This window comes from Cronobacter muytjensii ATCC 51329, from assembly GCF_001277195.1.
Lineage (GTDB): Bacteria > Pseudomonadota > Gammaproteobacteria > Enterobacterales > Enterobacteriaceae > Cronobacter > Cronobacter muytjensii.
Window position 1 is genome coordinate 4297052 of record NZ_CP012268.1, and the last position, 19556, is coordinate 4316607.

The 19556-nt window shown below is 59.2% G+C and carries 19 protein-coding genes; 11 read left to right on the plus strand and 8 right to left on the minus strand.

Annotation, left to right across the window (positions count from 1 at the left end; translation table 11 throughout):
- Positions 1 to 5: 5 nt before the first annotated feature.
- Complete coding sequence (locus tag AFK63_RS19635; protein WP_038866909.1) at positions 6 to 1064, minus strand: AI-2E family transporter; 1059 nt, start codon at positions 1062 to 1064, stop codon at positions 6 to 8.
- Between the two features lie 147 nt (positions 1065 to 1211).
- On the opposite strand from AFK63_RS19635, the gene AFK63_RS19640 reads away from it, so the two are divergent.
- A complete protein-coding gene (locus AFK63_RS19640; protein ID WP_038866912.1) occupies positions 1212 to 2402 on the plus strand; it encodes an MFS transporter in 1191 nt (396 codons plus the stop codon).
- A gap of 39 nt (positions 2403 to 2441) precedes the next feature.
- Here the strand turns inward: AFK63_RS19640 and AFK63_RS19645 are convergent, their stop codons facing one another.
- Positions 2442 to 2999, minus strand: a complete 558-nt coding sequence (locus AFK63_RS19645) for a DcrB family lipoprotein (RefSeq protein ID WP_038866913.1) — start codon at positions 2997 to 2999, stop codon at positions 2442 to 2444.
- Between the two features lie 73 nt (positions 3000 to 3072).
- Positions 3073 to 3738, minus strand: coding sequence for a 7-cyano-7-deazaguanine/7-aminomethyl-7-deazaguanine transporter (locus AFK63_RS19650; protein WP_038866915.1), 666 nt, complete (start codon positions 3736 to 3738; stop codon positions 3073 to 3075).
- A gap of 206 nt (positions 3739 to 3944) precedes the next feature.
- Here AFK63_RS19650 and tusA point away from each other — a divergent pair, with 206 nt between their 5' ends.
- The 4 genes from tusA to AFK63_RS19670 all read left to right on the plus strand — a co-directional run bounded on the left by tusA (position 3945) and on the right by AFK63_RS19670 (position 7215).
- Positions 3945 to 4190 carry a sulfurtransferase TusA gene (tusA, locus tag AFK63_RS19655; RefSeq protein ID WP_038866917.1) on the plus strand — a complete coding sequence of 82 codons (246 nt, stop codon included), beginning with the start codon at positions 3945 to 3947 and terminating at the stop codon, positions 4188 to 4190.
- A gap of 185 nt (positions 4191 to 4375) precedes the next feature.
- The gene (locus AFK63_RS19660; protein ID WP_038866919.1) at positions 4376 to 5359 is read left to right on the plus strand and encodes a TRAP transporter substrate-binding protein; all 984 of its coding nucleotides are present in this window, start codon (positions 4376 to 4378) and stop codon (positions 5357 to 5359) included.
- Between the two features lie 48 nt (positions 5360 to 5407).
- A complete protein-coding gene (locus tag AFK63_RS19665) occupies positions 5408 to 5917 on the plus strand; it encodes a TRAP transporter small permease (RefSeq protein ID WP_038866921.1) in 510 nt (169 codons plus the stop codon).
- 11 nt (positions 5918 to 5928) lie between these two features.
- Positions 5929 to 7215: a TRAP transporter large permease gene (locus AFK63_RS19670; RefSeq protein WP_038866928.1), complete on the plus strand. Its 1287-nt coding sequence runs from the start codon at positions 5929 to 5931 to the stop codon at positions 7213 to 7215.
- Positions 7216 to 7347: 132 nt separating this feature from the next.
- On the opposite strand, the gene zntA is transcribed toward AFK63_RS19670, so the two are convergent.
- Positions 7348 to 9561, minus strand: a complete 2214-nt coding sequence (zntA, locus tag AFK63_RS19675) for a Zn(II)/Cd(II)/Pb(II) translocating P-type ATPase ZntA (RefSeq protein ID WP_038866930.1) — start codon at positions 9559 to 9561, stop codon at positions 7348 to 7350.
- 100 nt (positions 9562 to 9661) lie between these two features.
- Entirely contained in the window at positions 9662 to 10288 is a 627-nt protein-coding gene (locus AFK63_RS19680) for a lysoplasmalogenase (protein ID WP_038866932.1), read from the minus strand.
- Positions 10289 to 10428: 140 nt separating this feature from the next.
- On the opposite strand from AFK63_RS19680, the gene AFK63_RS19685 reads away from it, so the two are divergent.
- Positions 10429 to 10794: a DUF2500 domain-containing protein gene (locus AFK63_RS19685; protein WP_038866933.1), complete on the plus strand. Its 366-nt coding sequence runs from the start codon at positions 10429 to 10431 to the stop codon at positions 10792 to 10794.
- Positions 10795 to 10844: 50 nt separating this feature from the next.
- Here AFK63_RS19685 and AFK63_RS19690 read toward each other — a convergent pair whose 3' ends face one another.
- Positions 10845 to 11114, minus strand: coding sequence for a DUF1145 family protein (locus AFK63_RS19690; protein ID WP_038866934.1), 270 nt, complete (start codon positions 11112 to 11114; stop codon positions 10845 to 10847).
- A complete protein-coding gene (gene rsmD, locus AFK63_RS19695; protein WP_038866935.1) occupies positions 11104 to 11700 on the minus strand; it encodes a 16S rRNA (guanine(966)-N(2))-methyltransferase in 597 nt (198 codons plus the stop codon). Before rsmD ends, AFK63_RS19690 begins: the two co-directional genes overlap by 11 nt.
- Before the next feature lie 189 nt (positions 11701 to 11889).
- Between rsmD and ftsY the strand changes: the two genes are divergently transcribed.
- The 4 genes from ftsY to rpoH all read left to right on the plus strand — a co-directional run bounded on the left by ftsY (position 11890) and on the right by rpoH (position 16338).
- Positions 11890 to 13500, plus strand: coding sequence for a signal recognition particle-docking protein FtsY (gene ftsY, locus AFK63_RS19700; protein ID WP_038866937.1), 1611 nt, complete (start codon positions 11890 to 11892; stop codon positions 13498 to 13500).
- A 2-nt stretch (positions 13501 to 13502) separates the two neighbouring features.
- Positions 13503 to 14171, plus strand: a complete 669-nt coding sequence (gene ftsE / locus AFK63_RS19705) for a cell division ATP-binding protein FtsE (protein ID WP_015742802.1) — start codon at positions 13503 to 13505, stop codon at positions 14169 to 14171.
- Positions 14164 to 15219, plus strand: a complete 1056-nt coding sequence (gene ftsX / locus AFK63_RS19710) for a permease-like cell division protein FtsX (protein WP_038866995.1) — start codon at positions 14164 to 14166, stop codon at positions 15217 to 15219. The genes ftsE and ftsX overlap by 8 nt, the downstream gene beginning before the upstream one ends.
- Positions 15220 to 15480: 261 nt before the next feature.
- The gene (gene rpoH, locus AFK63_RS19715; RefSeq protein WP_007679219.1) at positions 15481 to 16338 is read left to right on the plus strand and encodes an RNA polymerase sigma factor RpoH; all 858 of its coding nucleotides are present in this window, start codon (positions 15481 to 15483) and stop codon (positions 16336 to 16338) included.
- Positions 16339 to 16383: 45 nt separating this feature from the next.
- On the opposite strand, the gene pdxR is transcribed toward rpoH, so the two are convergent.
- Positions 16384 to 17877, minus strand: coding sequence for a MocR-like pyridoxine biosynthesis transcription factor PdxR (pdxR, locus tag AFK63_RS19720; RefSeq protein WP_038866940.1), 1494 nt, complete (start codon positions 17875 to 17877; stop codon positions 16384 to 16386).
- A 118-nt stretch (positions 17878 to 17995) separates the two neighbouring features.
- On the opposite strand from pdxR, the gene AFK63_RS19725 reads away from it, so the two are divergent.
- Positions 17996 to 19261 carry a 4-aminobutyrate--2-oxoglutarate transaminase gene (locus AFK63_RS19725; RefSeq protein WP_038866942.1) on the plus strand — a complete coding sequence of 422 codons (1266 nt, stop codon included), beginning with the start codon at positions 17996 to 17998 and terminating at the stop codon, positions 19259 to 19261.
- Positions 19262 to 19556: the final 295 nt, after the last annotated feature.

Here is a 19556-nt window from a genome sequence, read left to right on the forward strand (position 1 = left end):
CTGCGCTACCCCGGTAGCCGGCTTTTCGGACGTCCGGGGCCGAGCAATACGGCGAGTTTGCTGCCGCCGTGCGTGGTCTCCATCCAGATCTTACAGACGCTGGTGAGCGGCACCGAGAGCAGCATGCCCACCGGCCCCAGCAGCCATCCCCAGAACAGTAGCGAGAGGAATACCACCATTGTGGACATCCCGAGGCGGTGACCCATCATGCGCGGTTCGACGATATTCCCCAGGATCATGTGCACCAGCGAGAACAGCAGGCCCACCATAAAGACTTCATACACGCCGTTAAATAGCAGCGCCTGAATCATCGGCGGAATGGCTGACAGCACCGCGCCGATATTCGGAATGTAATTAAGCAAAAAGCCGAGCACGCCCCACATCAGCGCGAACTGGATATCAAGCAGCGTCAGGCCGAGCCAGATAATCACGCCGGTCCAGAGGCTGATAAGCGTCTTGAGCGCCAGATAGTGGCTGACGCCTTTTAACGCGCGGTGCAGCCCGGCGATATGCAACTGCGGGTTGGAGAGCGCGAAGCGCAGCTTATAAGGCACGTGGCGTACTTCAAACAGCATAAACACGACGGTCATCACCAGCAGCACGATGCTCGCCATCGCGCCGGAGAGTTGCGTCATGAGCGTCGTCGCGAAGGTCACCATTTTCTCGGAATCCATGCGTTGCAGCATTCGCTCCGGTGAGAGATGCAGGTGTAAAAAAGGCACCATTTCCTGAAGATGGAGCAGTTTTCGCGTCAGTTCCTTATTATATTTCGGCATTAACGCGATGAATTCATTGAAAGACGCGGCCAGCACGCCCAGGAGCAGCGTCAGGCCAATCAGCATCACGAACACGACGATCGTAATGGCGACAGGACGGCGAAAGCCCCGGCGTATAAACCAGGTCACCAGAGGGTTAAGCACAATAGCCAGAAACAGCGCCAGCAGGAGCGGCACAATCACTTCCGCGGCGGCGTGAATGCCCGCCAGAATAATGACCAGCGCCGCCAGCTTTTGCAGCATATGCAGGCCGACTTTATCTTGTTGGGGACGTTGTGGACCAATCATAACCAATTCCTTTTATGAGGGCTTTCTTAGTGTAGTGCGCATTGGGTATTGCGCCGCAGGGGGGAAGTCTGAAAGCCTGGCATTTCCGTTGCAGGAAATATCAGGTTTATACTGACGCTACCGCTGTTGCTGAAAAAGTGAAATGTCATGCCGGATGTCTGCGCCGAACCCGCATTAAGCGGCCTGCGGCTGAACCTGAAAATCGTCTCCATCGTTATCTTTAACTTCGCTACCTTTCTGACCATTGGCCTGCCGCTGGCGGTACTGCCCGGCTACGTCCATGATGTCATGGGTTTTAGTCCGTTCTGGGCGGGGCTTGTTATCAGCCTGCAGTATATCGCCACGCTGATAAGTCGTCCTCATGCCGGGCGCTATGCCGATCTCTGGGGGCCGAAAACCGTCGTTATCGTCGGTATGTTCGGCTGCCTGCTGAGTGGCGCGAGCTATTTTCTGGCGTGGTGGGGCGGCGGCTGGCCGCTGGTATCGCTGGTGCTGCTGTGTCTCGGGCGGGTGGTGCTGGGCTTCGGGCAGAGCTGCGCGGGTACCGGCTCGACGCTCTGGGGCGTCGGCGTGGTCGGCTCGGCGCATATCGGTAAAGTCATCTCCTGGAACGGCGTCGTCACCTATGGGGCGATGGCGGTCGGCGCGCCGCTCGGCGCGCTGTGCTACCGGCTGGGCGGTCTGCCGCTGGTGGCGGGTGTGATTATGGGCGTGGCGCTGGTTGGGATCGTGTTAGCGTTGCCGCGCCCGGCGGTGAAAGCCAGCAAAGGCAAGCCGCTGCCGTTTTGTGCGGTGCTCGGTAAGGTCTGGCCGTTCGGCATGGCGCTGGCGCTCACGACATCCGGCTTTGGGGTGATCGCCACCTTTATTACGCTCTTCTACCAGGCGAAAGGCTGGGACGGCGCGGCCTTCGCTCTGACGCTCTTCAGCGGTGCGTTCGTCGGCACGCGGCTGCTGTTTCCGAATGCCATTAACCGGCTGGGCGGCATTAACGTGACGCTGATATGCGGCGTGGTGGAAACGCTGGGGCTGTTGCTGGTCGGTCTGGCGGTCTGTCCGTGGATGGCGAAGGTGGGCACTTTCCTCGCGGGGGCGGGCTTTTCGCTGGTGTTCCCGGCGCTCGGCGTCGTGGCGGTGAAAGCCGTTCCCCAGAGTAATCAGGGCGCGGCGCTCGCCACTTATACGCTGTTTATGGATCTGTCGCTTGGGATAACCGGCCCTGCGGCGGGCGTGCTGATGGCCTGGGCGGGCGTACCGGCGATTTATCTGGCGGCGGCAGGGCTGGTGATGCTCGCCATTCTGTTGAGCGTGCGCTTAAAAAAACGGCCCGCCCCGTAAAAGGGCAGGCCGTTAAGGTAAGCACGTTTTTATCGCGACTTATTTCACCACGATGGTGTTGATGATGTTTTCTGCCGTGCTCTGCGCCTGCTGCTGGTTGTCGGCAGGCAGCGTGATTTGCAGGGTCAGCAGTTGGTTATCCACGTTGCCCAGCACCACGGAAGAGTAGGCGGTCTGGCCTTTGGCAGAGATGACGGTGTCAAGCTGCTGCAGCTTCTGGCCTTTAACTTCAATCGCTTTATTGGTGACGACCTGCAGTTGCGGGTCGCGGGCGCGTTGCTGATCTTCCAGACGCTTCGCCAGCACTTCCAGCGACTCCTGGCTTTTCTCGCCGACGATAACGATAACCGCTTTCTGACCGGTGGCGTCGGAGTAGACATGCATGTTGTTTGCCTGCGTGCCGACCTTACCGCTCTGATCGGTCATATCGGCCGGCAGGGAGAAGCTCAGTTTACCGTCCAGCAGGCTTATCGGCTGGCCGGAGGCTTCGCTCTGTGAAGCACCGGCGCTGGCCGGCGCGTTGCTGTCTTTGTTGTCGCAGGCGGCAAGCCCCATCACCAGCAGGCCAATACCGACATATTTCACCAGATTGCGCATTCACTTATTCCTTTACAAGAGACGGTCGTTACGACCCGTCCCTGCATCTTAACACAAGAAATTCCGTGAACCTTTAACCGCGCTGCAGCACGCGGAAATCGGATTTATCCGCCAGCTTTTTCAACAGCATATTCAGCAGAACGCCATACATCGGCAGGAAGAAAATCAGGCTGATAAGCACCTTGAAGGTGTAGTCCACCAGCGCGATTTCCATCCAGTGCTCGGCCATAAACGGGTCCGGGCTGCGCCAGAAGGCGATAAAGAAAAACGACAGCGTATCGCTGACGTTGCCAAGCAGCAGCGACGCGCCCGGCGCGAGCCACCAGCGCGGGCTCTGGCGCAGGCGGTTAAAGACATGCACATCGAGAATTTGCCCCAGCGCATACGCCATAAAGCTCGCGGTCGCGATGCGCGCCACAAACAGGTTGAAGTGCGCCAGCGCGCCGAACCCCTGCCAGCTGCCCATGTAGAACAGCGAGGAGATGACGTAGGAGACGAGCAGCGCAGGCACCATCACAGCGAAAATAATGCGTCGTGCCAGCGGCGCGCCGAAAATGCGCACGGTCAGATCGGTGGCGAGAAAAATAAACGGAAAGCTAAACGCGCCCCAGGTGGTGTGAAAACCAAAAATGGAGACTGGCAGCTGTACCAGATAGTTACTGGAGGTGATGACCAGCAAATGAAACAACGAAAGCCAGACGAGCGCATTGCGGCGCTGACCAGGAGTAAAGGGAGTCATATTGTGACCTTTTTGTTAGTTGGGGTGAGGGAACCCAGTTCATCTTCACGCACAAGGCAGACGCAGTACGTTTGCGCAAAAGCCGCCGCATGATACTGCTTTGTATCGTCAATGCAATGGTTAATTTTAACGCAATCGTTCACATGTGTTGCGTCGCTAAAAACGGCGCGTAAACTAAAGCGGTTTTTCACTATCCCGAGAGAAGCATGACCGATCTGTTCGCCAACCCTGACCACACCCTTGACGCCCTCGGGCTGCGCTGCCCTGAGCCGGTAATGATGGTTCGTAAAACGGTGCGCCATATGCAGCCTGGCGAAACGCTGCTGATCGTGGCCGACGATCCGGCGACAACCCGCGATATTCCCGGTTTCTGCCGTTTTATGGAGCATGAACTGATAGCGTCGCAAACCGAAACGCTGCCGTATCGCTATCTGCTGCGTAAAGGCCAGTAACCTCTTCGGAAGCCGCTCAGCGTGGCTTTCTGAACCTGCGTCACATTCTTTTTAAACCCTTGTTTCAGACTTGTTGCTTTTGTGAGGCGCTTCACCCCGGCTTTACAGGACGTCGTCTAGTTTATAACCGTCAAATCAAAACGCCGTTTTATAACTAGCCTGTCCATACCTTCTGGAGCGACCCGATGAAAAAGCGATTTATTCCGGCTTTCGCCGGTCTGTGCCTGTCCACCGCGTCACTGCTGTTTGCGCCTGCCCTTCACGCGCAAGTGATTAAAGCGGCTGATGTTCACCCGCAGGGGTATCCGAACATCGTCGCTGTGCAAAACATGGGTGAAAAATTAAAACAACAAACTAATGGCGATCTGGAGATCAAAGTGTTTCCGGGAGGCGTGCTGGGCGATGAGAAGCAGATGATTGAGCAGGCGCAGATGGGCGCTCTCGACATGATCCGCGTCTCAATGGCGCCCGTCGCGGCGATTTTGCCGGAGATCGAGGTTTTTACGCTGCCCTATGTCTTTCGCGATGAAGACCATATGCATAAGGTCATTGATGGCGATATTGGTAAGCAAATCGGCGATAAGCTCACCAGCAACCCGAAGTCGCGGCTGGTTTTTTTAGGCTGGATGGATTCCGGCACCCGCAACTTAATCACCAAAAATCCGGTCATTAAGCCTGAAGATTTACAGGGCATGAAAATTCGTGTCCAGGGCAGCCCTGTCGCTATCGGCACGCTGAAAGCGATGGGCGCGAACGCCGTTGCGATGGGCGTGAGCGAAGTTTACAGCGGTCTGCAAACCGGCGTTATCGACGGCGCGGAAAACAACCCACCCACCTATATCGCCCACAATTACCTGCCGGTCGCCAAACACTACACCCTGAGCGGCCACTTTATCATCCCCGAAATGCTGCTCTACTCCAAAGTGAAGTGGGACAAGCTCAAGCCCGAGCAGCAGCAGAAAATCCTGACCCTCGCCCGCGAGGCGCAAATGGAACAGCGCGAACTGTGGAACGCGTATAACAAACAGGCCCTCGACAAAATGAAAGCAGGCGGCGTGCAGTTCCATGACATTGATAAAGCGTATTTCGTGAAAGCGACGGAGCCGGTGCGCGAACAGTATGGCGCGAAACACCAGGAACTCATGAAGGCGATCGCCGACGTTAAATGATCCTGCGCGCCGGGCCAGCCCCGGCGCCTTACCCTCTGCGGAGTTGTTATGTCCCGATTCTTTCTGGTCTGGATGGATCGCCTGTACCTGCTTGCCATGGTGGTGGCCGGGTTTGCGCTGTTGATTATGACGGTCGTTATCCCGGTGGGTATTTTCTCACGCTACGTACTTAATCGCGGCGAATCCTGGCCTGAGCCGGTCGCCATTATCTGCATGGTCACGTTCACGTTTATCGGCGCGGCGGTAGGATATCGCGCGGGCTCGCACATCGCGGTAAACATGCTTACTGACCGTCTGCCCGCGTTCGCGCAGCGGGTCTGCGCGCGCATCGTCGACCTGCTGATGCTGATTATCTCGCTGGTGATGTTCTGGTACAGCGCCCTGCTGTGTATGGAACTCTGGGAGCAGCCGGTCGCGGAATTCCCGGTGCTGACCTCAGGAGAAAGCTACCTGCCGCTGCCGATTGGCTCGGCGATCATGATTCTGTTCGTCATCGAGCGACTGCTGTTCGGTTCCCAGGAGAACCGTCCGGTCGTGCTGATTGGCAACCATAGCTGACGGGGAACACCATGGACGCTTTTATCTTACTGGCCACGCTTGCCGTGCTGCTGGCGCTGGGAATGCCGGTCGCTTTCGCGGTGGGTCTGAGCGCCATTGCAGGCGCGCTCTGGATAGACCTGCCGCTGGAGGCGTTAATGATCCAGATAACCAGCGGCGTTAACAAATTCACGCTGCTGGCGATCCCGTTTTTTATTCTGGCGGGCGCGATTATGGCGGAAGGCGGCATCGCCCGGCGGCTGGTGAACTTCGCCTATCTGTTTGTGGGCTTTATCCGCGGCGGGCTGTCGCTGGTGAATATCGTCGCCTCGACGTTTTTTGGCGCGATCTCCGGCTCTTCGGTGGCGGATACCGCTTCTATCGGCAGCGTGATGATCCCGGAGATGGAAAAGAAGGGTTACCCGCGCGAATACGCGGCGGCGGTGACGGCAAGCGGCTCGGTGCAGGCGATCCTCATCCCGCCCAGCCATAACTCTGTGATTTACTCGCTGGCGGCGGGCGGTACGGTGTCAATCGCGACGCTGTTTATTGCAGGCGTAATGCCGGGGCTGCTGCTGGGCCTGAGCCTGATGGTCCTTTGCATTGCCTTCGCCCGGCGGCGCGGCTACCCGAAGGGCGAGCGGATTCCGTTTAAGCAGGCGCTGAAGATTTTCGTCGACGCGCTGTGGGGGCTGATGACGGTGGTCATCATTCTGGGCGGGATTCTGAGTGGCATATTTACCGCCACGGAATCGGCAGCGGTGGCCTGTCTGTGGGCATTTTTCGTGACGATGTTTATCTATCGCGACTATAAGTGGAGCGAACTGCCGAAGCTGATGTTCCGCACCGTGAAAACGGTAACGATTGTCATGATCCTCATTGGTTTTGCATCCGCTTTCGGCGCAGTGATGACGTACATGCAGTTGCCGATGCGCATTACCGAGTTTTTCACCACGCTTTCGGATAACAAATACGTCATCCTGATGTATCTCAACATTATGCTGCTGCTCATCGGCACATTGATGGATATGGCGCCGATCATTTTGATCCTGACGCCGGTGTTGCTGCCGGTCACCAATCAGCTTGGCATCGATCCGGTGCATTTCGGGATGATCATGATGGTGAACCTCGGGATCGGCCTGATTACGCCGCCGGTGGGCTCGGTGCTGTTTGTCGCCAGCGCCGTGAGCAAGAAGAATATCGAAACCGTGGTGCGCGCGATGTTGCCGTTCTACGGCATATTGCTGATTGTACTGGCGATGGTGACTTATATTCCGGCGATATCGCTCTGGCTGCCGCGCATATTAGGAATGATGTAAGCGGGCTGTGTTTGCAAAAGGGCGGGTATGCGCGCTGTTTACCCGCCCTGCAAACGACGGGTCATAGCATTTGCCTTCCAGACCGCGCAGGGTGGGTAAGCGCGCTTACCCGCCGTGTGCACCACATTCCCTTCAGCCTCGTCGGCGCAACAGCCTTAACGCATTGGCGGTCACTAACACCGTCGCGCCAGTGTCGGCCAGCACCGCCAGCCACAGGCCGGTTAACCCGAGCAGCGTCGTGACGAGGAAAACCGCCTTTAACCCCAGCGCAATCGCGATGTTCTGGCGAATATTGCGGTGCGTGGCGCGGGCCAGGGCGATCATCTCCGGCAGCGCCGCGAGACGGTTATGCGTCAGCGCCGCGTCGGCGGCTTCCAGCGCCACATCAGTGCCGCTGCCCATTGCGATGCCAATCGTGGCGGCTTTCATCGCGGGCGCGTCGTTAATGCCGTCGCCCACCACCGCCAGCGGCGCGCGGGCATTGAGCGTATTCACCTGCCCGACCTTATCGGCAGGCAGCAGCCCGGCGCGATAATCCATGCCGAGCGCTTTTGCGATAGCCGCCGCCGCGCGCGGGTTATCGCCCGTCAGCATCACGCTTTGAATGCCCATCGCGCGCAGTTTTCCTACTGCGTCACGGGCGTCGGCGCGCTGCGTGTCGCGCAGCGCCAGCGTGCCAAGAAGCTGATCGCTTGCGGTCACGACGATAACCGTCTGCCCCTGCGCCTCCTCATCGCGGATGCGCTGCCGCCACTCGTCTGGCAACGCAATGGAGACTTTATCCGGCGCGCTAATACGCACGCGGCGGCCTTCCACCTGCGCTTCGACGCCCACACCCGCCAGTGTGCGCTGTTCCCCGGCGCGCAACACGGCCACGCCGCGCTCGCTCGCCTCGCGCACGACCGCCTGCGCCAGCGGATGCGTGCTGCCCTGTTCCACGGCGGCGGCGAAGGCCAGCAGGGCGTCCGCTTCCAGCCCGGTAACCGGAGAGATTGCCGTCACTTGCGGCGTACCGGCGGTGAGCGTGCCGGTCTTATCAAACGCTATCTGCTCGACGCACCCGAGCGCCTCCAGCGCCGCGCCGCCTTTAATCAACGCTCCGAAACGCGTGGCGGCGGCAAGGCCAGACGTAATGGCCGCAGGCGTCGAAATCACCAGCGCGCACGGGCAGCCAATCAGCAGCAGCGCCAGCGCTTTGTAAATCCAGGGCAGCCAGGGGGCGGCGAACAGTAGCGGCGGGATAAGCGCGGTCAGCAGCGCCGCTGCCATAATGGCCGGGGTATAAAGGCGGCTGAAGCGATCGATAAAACGCTCAATTGGCGCGCGCTTCGCTTCTGCCTCTTCAATCAGATGCAGAATCCGGTCAATGGCGCTCTCACCGGGGCGCGAGGTCACTTCCAGCGAGACGAGCCGGTCAACGCTTGTGGCGCCCGCCGGAATGTTATCGCCCGGCTGATGCTCAACGGGGAGCGATTCGCCGGTCAGCGCGCTCTCATCGAAACTCGCCGCCGCGCCAAGCAGTTTGCCATCGGCCGGGAGCCGCCCGCCTGCGGCCACTTCAATCACATCGCCGGGCTGAAGCGCGCTTATCGCGACCGTTTCACGGGCGTCGCCGCGCAGCCGCACCGCGGTTTCCGGGCGCAGCGCTACCAGTGCGCTGACGCCGCTGCGCGCGCGGTTCGCCGCCCAGCCTTCCAGCCGTTCGCCCACTAAATAGAGCAGTAGCACCATCGCCGCCTCTTCGCTGGCGCCGATGATCAGCGCGCCGGTGGCGGCGACGCTCATCAGCGTTTCGATGGCGAAAGGATTGCCGCTGCGCGTCAGACGCCACGCCTGACGGGCGACCGGGAACAGGCCGACCAGCGTCGTGACGATAAACGCCGCGCGGCCCGCCTGCGGGTGAAACTGCTCCAGCGTCCAGCTCAGCGCCATCAGCGCGGCGATAATGAGGATCGGCAGGTTTTCGCGCCAGGCTGATGAGGCGGCGGGCGCGGCGGTGTGCATGTCGCGCAGCGTATAACCGGCGGCGCGTACCGCCTGTTCGATGGCCTCGCGCTGCGAGGGCGGCGCGTCCACCACCAGTTTTTCGGTCGCGAACAGCACCTGAACGTGACGCACCTGCGCCACCTGGCGCACCGCGTTTTCCACTTTGCGCGCGCAGGCGGCGCAGTCCATACCGGCGACCTGCCAGCGCAGCGCGCCTGTGGCTTCAACCACCGGTTGCGGGGCGTCACAGGCGCCCGAACAGCAGGGCGCTTCGCCACCAGACGGTTTCTGCGGCATGGGCGTCAGCGTCATTTTGGCAAACTGCGGGGTCACGCGGGGCTTTTCAGAAGGGGTGCTCATGGCGCCTCCGGTAATGATAATTTTCTCATTACCGGAGCATACACTCTGGAGTCGACTCCAGAGTCAAGAATATTGTGGGCGGAATTTCACCGCCCGTCGGTCAGATATAGAGCGCGCGGACAATCATAAAGTGGCCCGCGAAGTAACACGCCGCCGCAATCGCGCTGTCTGCGGTAAAGCGCTTACGGTAATGGCTGCCGAGCCAGATGATCGCGTTCAACAGCAGCAGCGCTGCGCCCACAAAGCCTGAGAAGCTGGTGTCGGTCGGGCGGAAGAAATAGAGCTCGCCCGCGAGCCACACCATGACGAGCGTCATGCCGATATAGGTGCAAATGGGCCAGCGCAGTTCATCAAGGCGAGTCCAGATAGTGGCGATCAGCGCCACGCCAATCACCAGCAACGCCAGCGGCAGCGGCCAGAAAAACGACAGCGTCATCTGGCTGGCGAACCAGATGGTGTAAAGCAGGTGCGACAGGAAAAATGCGCCGAAGGCGTAGAGCAACCGCTGGCGCGGCAACAGCATCAGCGCGTCGCCCGCGAGCGTCGCCACCAGCCCTGCCAGCACCAGATAACCTGTCGGGCTTGTTAGCGGCGCCTGCCAGCCCAGCAACAGCAGCAACAACAGCGTTAAGGGTTTAAACACCCAGCGTTGCCAGGTCGCGCCGCGGTAAGACGCATCGACATACAGCCAACCGGATAAAAAGACAGCAATAAACGACCAAAGCATGATAAGTCCCTGATTCAGTTATTGTAACGTGCGCATGTGACGCGCGGCCCTTCATTTCAGTCTAGTGGTCAGACGGCCGGGATGACAACGCCTGGCGCTGCGGGGTATTCTTAAAAAGATCTGAGCCGCCGGAATTCATCATGAGTAAGCCACCGCTTTTTTTCATTGTTATCATTGCGTTAATCGTCGCGGCCGCCTCTTTTCGTTATGTACAGCAGCGGCGCGAGAAAACAGAAAATGACGCGGCCCCGGTCACACAGGAAGACGTGGTCGTCGCCAGCAAGCGGGAAAAACCCGCTACCGGAAGGCTTTCGCGTGAACAACAGGTCGCGCCGCCTGCGCAAACCGTGCGGTATGAGGCGACGTTTCGCCCGCAGGAAGGCGGGGCGGAGATGCGATTTCGGCTGGATGAAGCCCATTATCACCAGCTAACGGTCGGCGACCAGGGGCGGCTGGTGTATCAGGGCTCGCGGTTTCTGGAGTTTGTGCCCGCGCCTGCGCGTTAACAACGCAGCAAGGCGGGGCGCTTCGCTTACCTGCCCTGGATGTGCGCGCGTTAACGCGGCGTTTTCTGCTTTTTCTGCCAGGCGATCAGTTCAAATACGCCGAAGATAAAAATACGCGCCTGCTCAAAGCGGCTTAACGGCGGGGCGTCTTTAGGCTGTGTGGCGCGCAGCAGCGATAATTGCAGAATATGCATGATTATCATGAAAAATAACGCCACGTTGACGAAAATATTTAGCGGACGCGGGAATGGCTGGATCAGGTTCAGCACCAGAAAGCCCCACACGCCCAGCATCAGCAGACGACCCAGATTAATCAGCATGTTCCTCTCCTTGTGTCTCGCGCAGATAGAGCCGGTAAGCCACCTGGCCTGCGACTTTTTCCCGGTGTAACTGCCAGCTGGCAGGCACCGGCGGCAGGCCATTTTCCACTTCGCTTTCAACATAAATCAGCGCCTGCGGCGCCAGCCAGCCGCGCGTTTCCAGCAGGGTTAACGTCTCTTCCAGCAGCCCTTTGCGAAACGGCGGGTCGACAAACACGATGTCGTGCGGCTCGCCATTCTGATTGAGAAAGTTAAGTGTGTTAGCGTTCACTACCTTCCCGGCGCTGGATTTGAGCGTAGCAAGGTTTTTCTGAAGCTGCTGCGCGACGCCGCGCTCCATTTCCAGCAACGTCGCGCTGGCGGCGTAACGGGAGAGGGCCTCCAGGCCCAGCGCGCCGCTTCCCGCGAAGCAATCCAGGCAGCGCGCGCCAACCAGATAAGGCGCCAGCCAGTTAAATAAGGTTTCGCGCACGCGGTCGGTGGTCGGGCGCAGGCCGGGGCTGTCAGGCACGGGCAGCTTTCTGCCGCGCCACTGTCCGCCAATGATGCGGATCTGGCCGCTACCTGATGAGGTTGGTTTCTTCATTATGCTCACACGCTTTTCAGTCTGGGCTGCTATTCTAGCGGCGCAAACGGGCGGGCGAAACCTCCGTGCGGCGGTATGCCGCCCCGGCGGGAAAGTGGTAGACTAACTTATTCATTCGCAATTTTTTCAGTACCCTGAGCCAGACGACGGGACTGCGCCATGTATTAACCGCGAGGAGTGCATTCGCCAATGGCAAAAGAGAAGAAACGTGGCTTTTTTTCCTGGCTCGGTTTTGGCCAGAAAGAGCAGGCAGAAACTGAAGCCGAACAACAAAAAGTAACAGAACAACCCGCGGCGACAGAAGAGCGCGTTGAGCCTGACTCGCAGACAACCGCTGAAGAGACGACGCACTCCCTGGCGGAGTCTGAAAAATTCGCCGACGACGTGGTCGCAGTCAGCGAAAGCGTCGTTCATGAAGAGCAGGAAAAGGCACAGCTGCCGGAGCCGGTTGCGGCTCCCGTACAGCCCGAGCCGGAGCAGCCGCAGGCGGTAGCGCCGCCGGTGGTGGAAGCCGAAGAGTGGCTGCCGGAGCAGGAAGAAAACCGCACGCCGGTCGAGATAACGCCTGAGCCGGTTGCCGAAACGATACCGGAAGAGACGGCCCGCGAGACGATTGTTGAAATTGTTGAAGAAGACGTTATCGAAGAGACGGCTGCTATTGACACGCTCGCCGATGAAGAGCCGGTCATTGAGGTTGAAGAGCCGGTCATCGAGCCTGCGGCGCCAGACGTTTCGCGCGGTGAAGACGAGATTGCGCAAGACGCGCCGATTAGCGAAGAAGAGCTGGCTGCGCTGGCGGCTGACCCGGAAGCGGCGCTCGAAACCGAGCCGGAGGCTGTCGAAGACGCTGCGCCAGTCGCTGAGCAGGAGAAGCCGACTAAAGAGGGTTTCTTCGCGCGTCTTAAACGCAGCCTGCTGAAAACGAAAGAAAATCTCGGTTCCGGATTTATCAGTCTGTTCCGCGGCAAAAAAATCGACGACGATCTGTTCGAGGAGCTGGAAGAGCAGTTACTGATTGCCGATGTGGGCGTCGATACCACCCGGAAAATTATCGCCAGTCTGACTGAAGGCGCGAGCCGCAAGCAGTTGCGTGATGCAGAAGCCCTTTACGGCCTGCTGAAAGATGAGATGGGCGAAATTCTCGCCAAAGTGGACGAGCCGTTAAACGTGGAAGGCAAAACGCCTTTCGTTATCCTGATGGTCGGCGTCAACGGCGTGGGTAAAACCACCACCATCGGCAAGCTGGCGCGTCAGTTTGAGCAGCAAGGCAAGTCGGTCATGCTGGCGGCGGGAGATACCTTCCGCGCGGCGGCGGTGGAACAGCTCCAGGTCTGGGGCCAGCGCAATAACATTCCGGTTATCGCGCAGCATACCGGCGCCGATTCCGCCTCAGTGATTTTCGACGCCATCCAGGCGGCGAAAGCGCGCGGCGTTGACGTGCTGATTGCCGACACCGCCGGGCGTTTGCAGAATAAATCGCACCTGATGGAAGAGCTGAAAAAAATTGTCCGCGTGATGAAAAAGCTCGACGAGAACGCGCCGCATGAAGTGATGCTGACCATCGACGCCAGCACCGGTCAGAATGCAGTAAGCCAGGCGAAGCTGTTCCACGAGGCCGTCGGGCTCACCGGCATTACGCTCACCAAACTGGACGGCACCGCCAAAGGCGGCGTTATCTTCTCGGTGGCCGACCAGTTTGGCATTCCGATTCGCTACATTGGCGTGGGCGAACGTATTGAAGATTTGCGTCCGTTTAACGCGGGCGACTTTATTGAGGCACTTTTTGCCCGAGAGGATTAACCATGATTCGCTTTGAACATGTCAGCAAAGCCTATCTCGGTGGGAGACAAGCGCTGCAGGGGGTCACGTTCCACCTGCGGCCTGGCGAGATGTCTTTTCTTACCGGCCACTCCGGCGCCGGTAAGAGTACGCTGCTGAAGCTGATTTGCGGTATCGAACGGCCCAGCGCCGGAAAAATCTGGTTTGGCGGCCATGATATTAGCCGCCTGAAAAACCGTGAAGTGCCGTTTCTGCGTCGCCAGATCGGCATGATTTTTCAGGATCACCATCTGCTGATGGACAGAACCGTCTACGATAATGTGGCGATCCCGCTGATCATCGCAGGCGCCAGCGGCGAAGATATTCGCCGTCGCGTCTCGGCGGCGCTGGATAAAGTCGGCCTGCTGGACAAAGCGAAAAATTTCCCGATCCAGCTCTCTGGCGGTGAACAGCAGCGTGTGGGGATCGCCCGTGCGGTGGTCAATAAACCGGCGGTGCTGCTGGCGGATGAACCGACGGGTAACCTGGACGACGCTCTCTCGGAAGGCATTCTGCGTCTTTTCGAAGAGTTTAACCGCGTCGGGGTGACGGTACTGATGGCGACGCACGACACCGGGCTTATCTCACGGCGCAGTTACCCGGTGCTCACCCTGAGCGAAGGGCATTTGCATGGAGGCCGTGTTGGTGAATAAACGTGATGCGCTGAATGAAATTCGGCGCTTTAGCAACAAGCTGGATAATTTCCGTAAACAGCGTTCCTCCGGTGAAACAGGACGGCCTGTGCAGAAGCGAAATAAAGGCTCCAACGTCAAAGGCAAATCGCGGCAGGGCGGCATCAATGAACAGGTGCGTTACGCCTGGCAGGGCGCGCTTGCCGATCTGAAAAGCAAACCGCTCGCCACGTTTTTAACCATCATGGTGATCGCCATTTCGCTGACGCTGCCGAGCGTCTGCTACATGGTGTACAAAAACGTCAGCGAGGCGGCGACCCAGTATTACCCGTCGCCGCAGATAACCGTTTATCTCGATAAAACGCTCGACGATAATGCCGCGCAGCAGGTGGTGGGCCAGCTTCAGGCCGAACCGGGCGTGGCGAAGGTCAATTACCTGTCGCGCGACGAAGCGCTGGGCGAGTTCCGCAACTGGTCAGGCTTTGGCGGCGCGCTCGATATGCTGGAAGAAAACCCGCTGCCAGCAGTAGTCGTGGTCGAGCCGAAGCTCGATTTCCAGAGCAGCGAGGCGCTTAATACGCTGCGCGATCGCGTGGCGCGGTTGCAGGGCGTTGACGAAGTCCGTATGGATGACAGCTGGTTCGCGCGGCTTGCGGCGCTCACCGGGTTGGTCGGCCGCGTGGCGGCGATGATTGGCGTATTGATGGTGGCGGCGGTGTTCCTCGTCATCGGCAACAGCGTGCGCCTGAGCATTTTCGCGCGTCGCGACACGATTAATGTGCAAAAACTGATTGGCGCGACGGATGGTTTTATTCTGCGCCCGTTCCTTTACGGCGGCGCGCTGCTCGGTTTTACCGGCGCATTACTTTCACTGATTCTGTCAGAAATTTTGGTGATGCGGTTATCCGCCGCCGTGACGGATGTGGCGAAAGTTTTCGGAACGACGTTTGAAATCAGCGGGTTATCTTTTGATGAATGCCTGTTGCTGCTGCTGGTCTGCTCGATGATTGGCTGGGCAGCCGCCTGGCTTGCGACCGTGCAACATTTACGTCACTTTACTCCGGAATAAAAAATATTTGTTATAATCATCCCCTGCTACGAGTTCCCGTCAGCAGGGGATACGTACCGATGAATTCCGCTTCTCCTGCCCACGCTTTTTCATAGCAATGTCACATTTTGTGCGTAATTTATACACAAGCCTTAAGGGAACTTGTGGATAAAATCACGGTCTGATAAAAGAGTGGCTGATAGTCTCGTTGCTCAACCATGCTGGCCCGTTTGTTGCCTGATGGGGACGAACGCCAGTCCGATGTCGATTGAGAGGATTTGAATGACCAAAGAAATGCAAACTTTAGCTTTAGCCCCGGTCGGTAACCTGGAGTCGTATATCCGGGCGGCCAACGCCTGGCCGATGTTATCGGCAGACGAAGAGCGGGCACTGGCTGAAAAGCTGCATTACCAGGGCGATCTGGAAGCAGCGAAAAAGCTGATCCTGTCCCACCTGCGTTTTGTTGTTCATATCGCTCGTAACTATGCGGGCTATGGCCTGCCGCAGGCGGATCTGATTCAGGAAGGCAATATCGGCCTGATGAAAGCGGTGCGTCGCTTCAACCCGGAAGTAGGCGTGCGTCTGGTTTCCTTCGCCGTGCACTGGATCAAAGCGGAGATCCACGAATATGTGCTGCGTAACTGGCGCATCGTGAAAGTCGCTACCACTAAAGCGCAGCGTAAGCTGTTCTTTAACCTGCGTAAAACGAAGCAGCGTCTGGGCTGGTTTAACCAGGACGAAGTGGAAATGGTGGCTCGTGAGCTCGGTGTCTCCAGCAAAGATGTGCGCGAAATGGAATCGCGTATGGCCGCGCAGGATATGACGTTTGATATGTCATCAGACGATGACGCGGGCGACAGCCAGCCGATGGCCCCGGTGCTGTACCTTCAGGACAAGTCTTCCAACTTTGCTGACGGCATTGAGGATGACAACTGGGAAGAGCACGCCGCCGACAAACTGACCGACGCCATGCAGGGTCTCGACGAGCGCAGCCAGCAGATCATTCGCGCGCGCTGGCTGGACGAAGACAACAAAAGCACGCTGCAGGAGCTGGCCGATCGCTACGGCGTTTCCGCCGAGCGCGTACGTCAGCTTGAAAAAAATGCGATGAAAAAACTGCGCGCCGCGATAGAAGCCTGAGCCACGCAGCCTGATGACACCCCGCCTTAAGCGGGGTGTTTTGTTTCAGGCGTACCGGATAAGTTGCGGGTACGCTGCCTCAATACACGCCAGCAGCGCTTTAAACGCGCCCTCCATTTTCTCTTCCGCCACGCAGGCGAAGCCCATCAGCAGACCACGCCGCCGGTTTTCCGTCAGGTAATAGCGCGAGAGCGGACGCACCAGAATATCGCGTTCGTTGGCGAGCCGGGCGATCGCCACATCGTCGGCGTCATCCGGCAGATTCAGCACCAGATGCAGCCCGGCATTATCGCTGAAATCTGACAGCGCCTGCGGGCCAAGATAGCGCGTGATAAGCGCGGTCAGGCAGGCCCGGCGACGGCCATACAGCAGCCGCATACGCCGGATATGCGCGCTGTAATGCCCCGCCTCGATAAACTCCGCCAGCGCCGCCTGGATAATCGAATGTCCGCCGCGATAGAGCTCCGCATGCGCGGTTTTCATCTCCTGCGCCAGCGCGCGCGGCAACACCACATAGCCGATGCGCAGGCCCGGATAAAGCGTTTTGCTGAAGGTGCCGATGTAAATCACCGGCGGGTCGGCCACGAGCCCCTGTAATGCCGGGATTGGCTGGCCTGAGAAGCGAAATTCGCTGTCGTAATCGTCTTCCACAATCCAGCTGCCGGTCTGGCGCGCCAGCGTCAGCAGCCGCTGGCGGCGCTCCAGGCTCATCACCGCCCCGAGCGGGTACTGGTGCGACGGCGTGACGAAAATCAGCCGCGGCGGCGTCTCCCGGCGCGCTGGCGGCACCATGCCCGCGCGGTCGACCATCACCGGCGCGATATTCACCTCGTTCATCTGCAATACATGGCGGATGCCCCAGTACGACGGCTCCTCTACCCACGCCACATCGCCGTGATCGCACAGCATGCGCGCCACAAGATCGATAGCCTGGTGGATGCCTTCAGTGATCAGCACCTGGTCGGCAGTGCAGTGCACCGAGCGCGACACCCGCAAATAATCGACCAGCGCGCGTTGCAGCTCCGGTGTGCCGCCCTGACAGCTATAGGTGAGGCGCTGCGGGGTTGGACGGCGACTGAGTCGCGCCTGGATTTTACTGAAGAGCTGATGTGGAAACGCGTGGACATCCGGCACGCCAGGAATAAACGCGCCCCACTGTTTTGGGCTGGCGCTCACCTGCCCGAGCAGCGTTTTTCCGCGTGAAGAGAAGCCTGCGGGCGGTACGCGATCGTGCTCCCCTTGCGCCACCGGCGGCGCAGATAACAGGCTGTCCGGCAGCATTCCGGCGACGAATGTTCCGCTGCCAGCGCGTGACGTCACATATCCTTCCGCCAGCAATTGTTCATAAACTGTTAAAACTGTGTTTCGAGAAAGGCCGAGCTGCTGGGCAAGATCCCGGGACGCGGGCAGACGGCTTTGCGGCGGCAGGCTACCGTCGAGAATAGTCAGGCGCAGCGCGTTATAAAGCCGCTTATGCAGGCGCTCGTCGCGTTGTTCACCGAGACGAAGTAATAAGAGATCGGACACTAAAGAATGCAATTGGATCCCTCATTTATTCGAAACTGGTACTCGATTATAGGGCCATAGCCTGGGTAAATAAACGTCACTGTTTCAGGTTTGTTGCTAAAAAGTGACGTTTATCAGCAGGAGAATGCGGGTGAAAAATTCAGAATTGAACCAACGTCGTCAGAGCGCCACCCCACGTGGCGTCGGCGTCATGTGCGGCTTCTATGCCGAAAAAGCCGAAAACGCCACCCTGTGGGACGTGGAAGGCAACGAGATTATCGACTTCGCGGCAGGCATCGCGGTGCTGAACACCGGCCATCGCCACCCGCGCGTCGTGGAAGCCATCGAAAACCAGCTGCGCGCCTTTACCCATACGGCGTACCAGATTGTGCCCTACGAAAGTTATGTGTCGCTGGCCGAGCGCATCAACGGACGCGCGCCCATTGACGGCCCGGCGAAAACCGCTTTCTTCACCACCGGCGCGGAAGCCGTCGAAAACGCCGTGAAAATTGCCCGCGCGTATACCCGTCGTCCTGGCCTTATCACCTTTGGCGGCGGCTTCCACGGACGCACGTTTATGACAATGGCGCTGACCGGCAAAGTCGCGCCGTACAAAATCGGCTTCGGCCCGTTCCCTGGCTCCGTGTTCCACGCGCAGTACCCGAATGAACTGCACGGCGTATCGGTGGACGACGCGATGGCGAGCCTTGAGCGCATTTTCAAAGCGGATATCGCGCCGGATCAGGTGGCGGCCATCGTGCTGGAGCCGGTTCAGGGCGAAGGCGGCTTTAACGTGGCGCCGCCCGCGTTTATGCAGGCGCTGCGCGCGCTTTGTGACGAGCACGGGATCCTGCTGATTGCCGATGAGGTGCAGACCGGTTTCGCACGCACCGGCAAGCTGTTCGCGATGGAACACTACAGCGTGAAGCCTGACCTGTTGACGATGGCGAAAAGCCTGGCGGGCGGTATGCCGCTTTCCGGCGTGGTGGGGCGAGCGGAGGTGATGGACGCGCCCGCCCCGGGCGGCCTCGGCGGCACCTATGCGGGCAACCCGCTGGCGGTCGCGGCGGCGCATGCGGTGCTGGACGTGATTGATGAGGAAAATCTGTGCCAGCGCGCGAACGAGCTGGGCCAGCACCTGAAAGAAGTGCTGAATCAGGCGCGTCAGCATTGCCCGGCCATCGCGGAGGTGCGCGGGCAGGGCTCAATGGTGGCCGTGGAATTCAACGATCCGCAGACCGGCAAGCCGTCGCCGTCGTTTACCCAGGACGTGCAGGCGCGCGCCCGTGAAGAGGGGCTGCTGCTGTTGAGCTGCGGCGTTTACGGCAACGTTATCCGCTTCCTGTATCCGCTGACTATTCCGGATGCGCAGTTCAGCAAAGCGCTGGCGATCCTCTCCCGCGCGCTGGGGCGGTAACGGCGATAACGGTTTGAACGGCGGGCACGCACGGCTTACCCGCCACAGCCCGTAGGGGGGGAAGCGCAGCAACCCACCGCACAAGGCAGACAAAACCGTCCCGCAACACGAAACAGGAAATACCCCGAGGGCGCCCGCCTTATGGCCTGGCCGCCGCGCGGCAGCGGGCCATAACGGCGCGTCTTTGGGGAACCTGCGAAGGAGCGCGCTTCGGGAGGCTGACAGGCCCGAAGCTTAAATATCTCACTTGCTAACACAATAAAACACCGTGAACACAACCGCTTCCGGTGGTGAT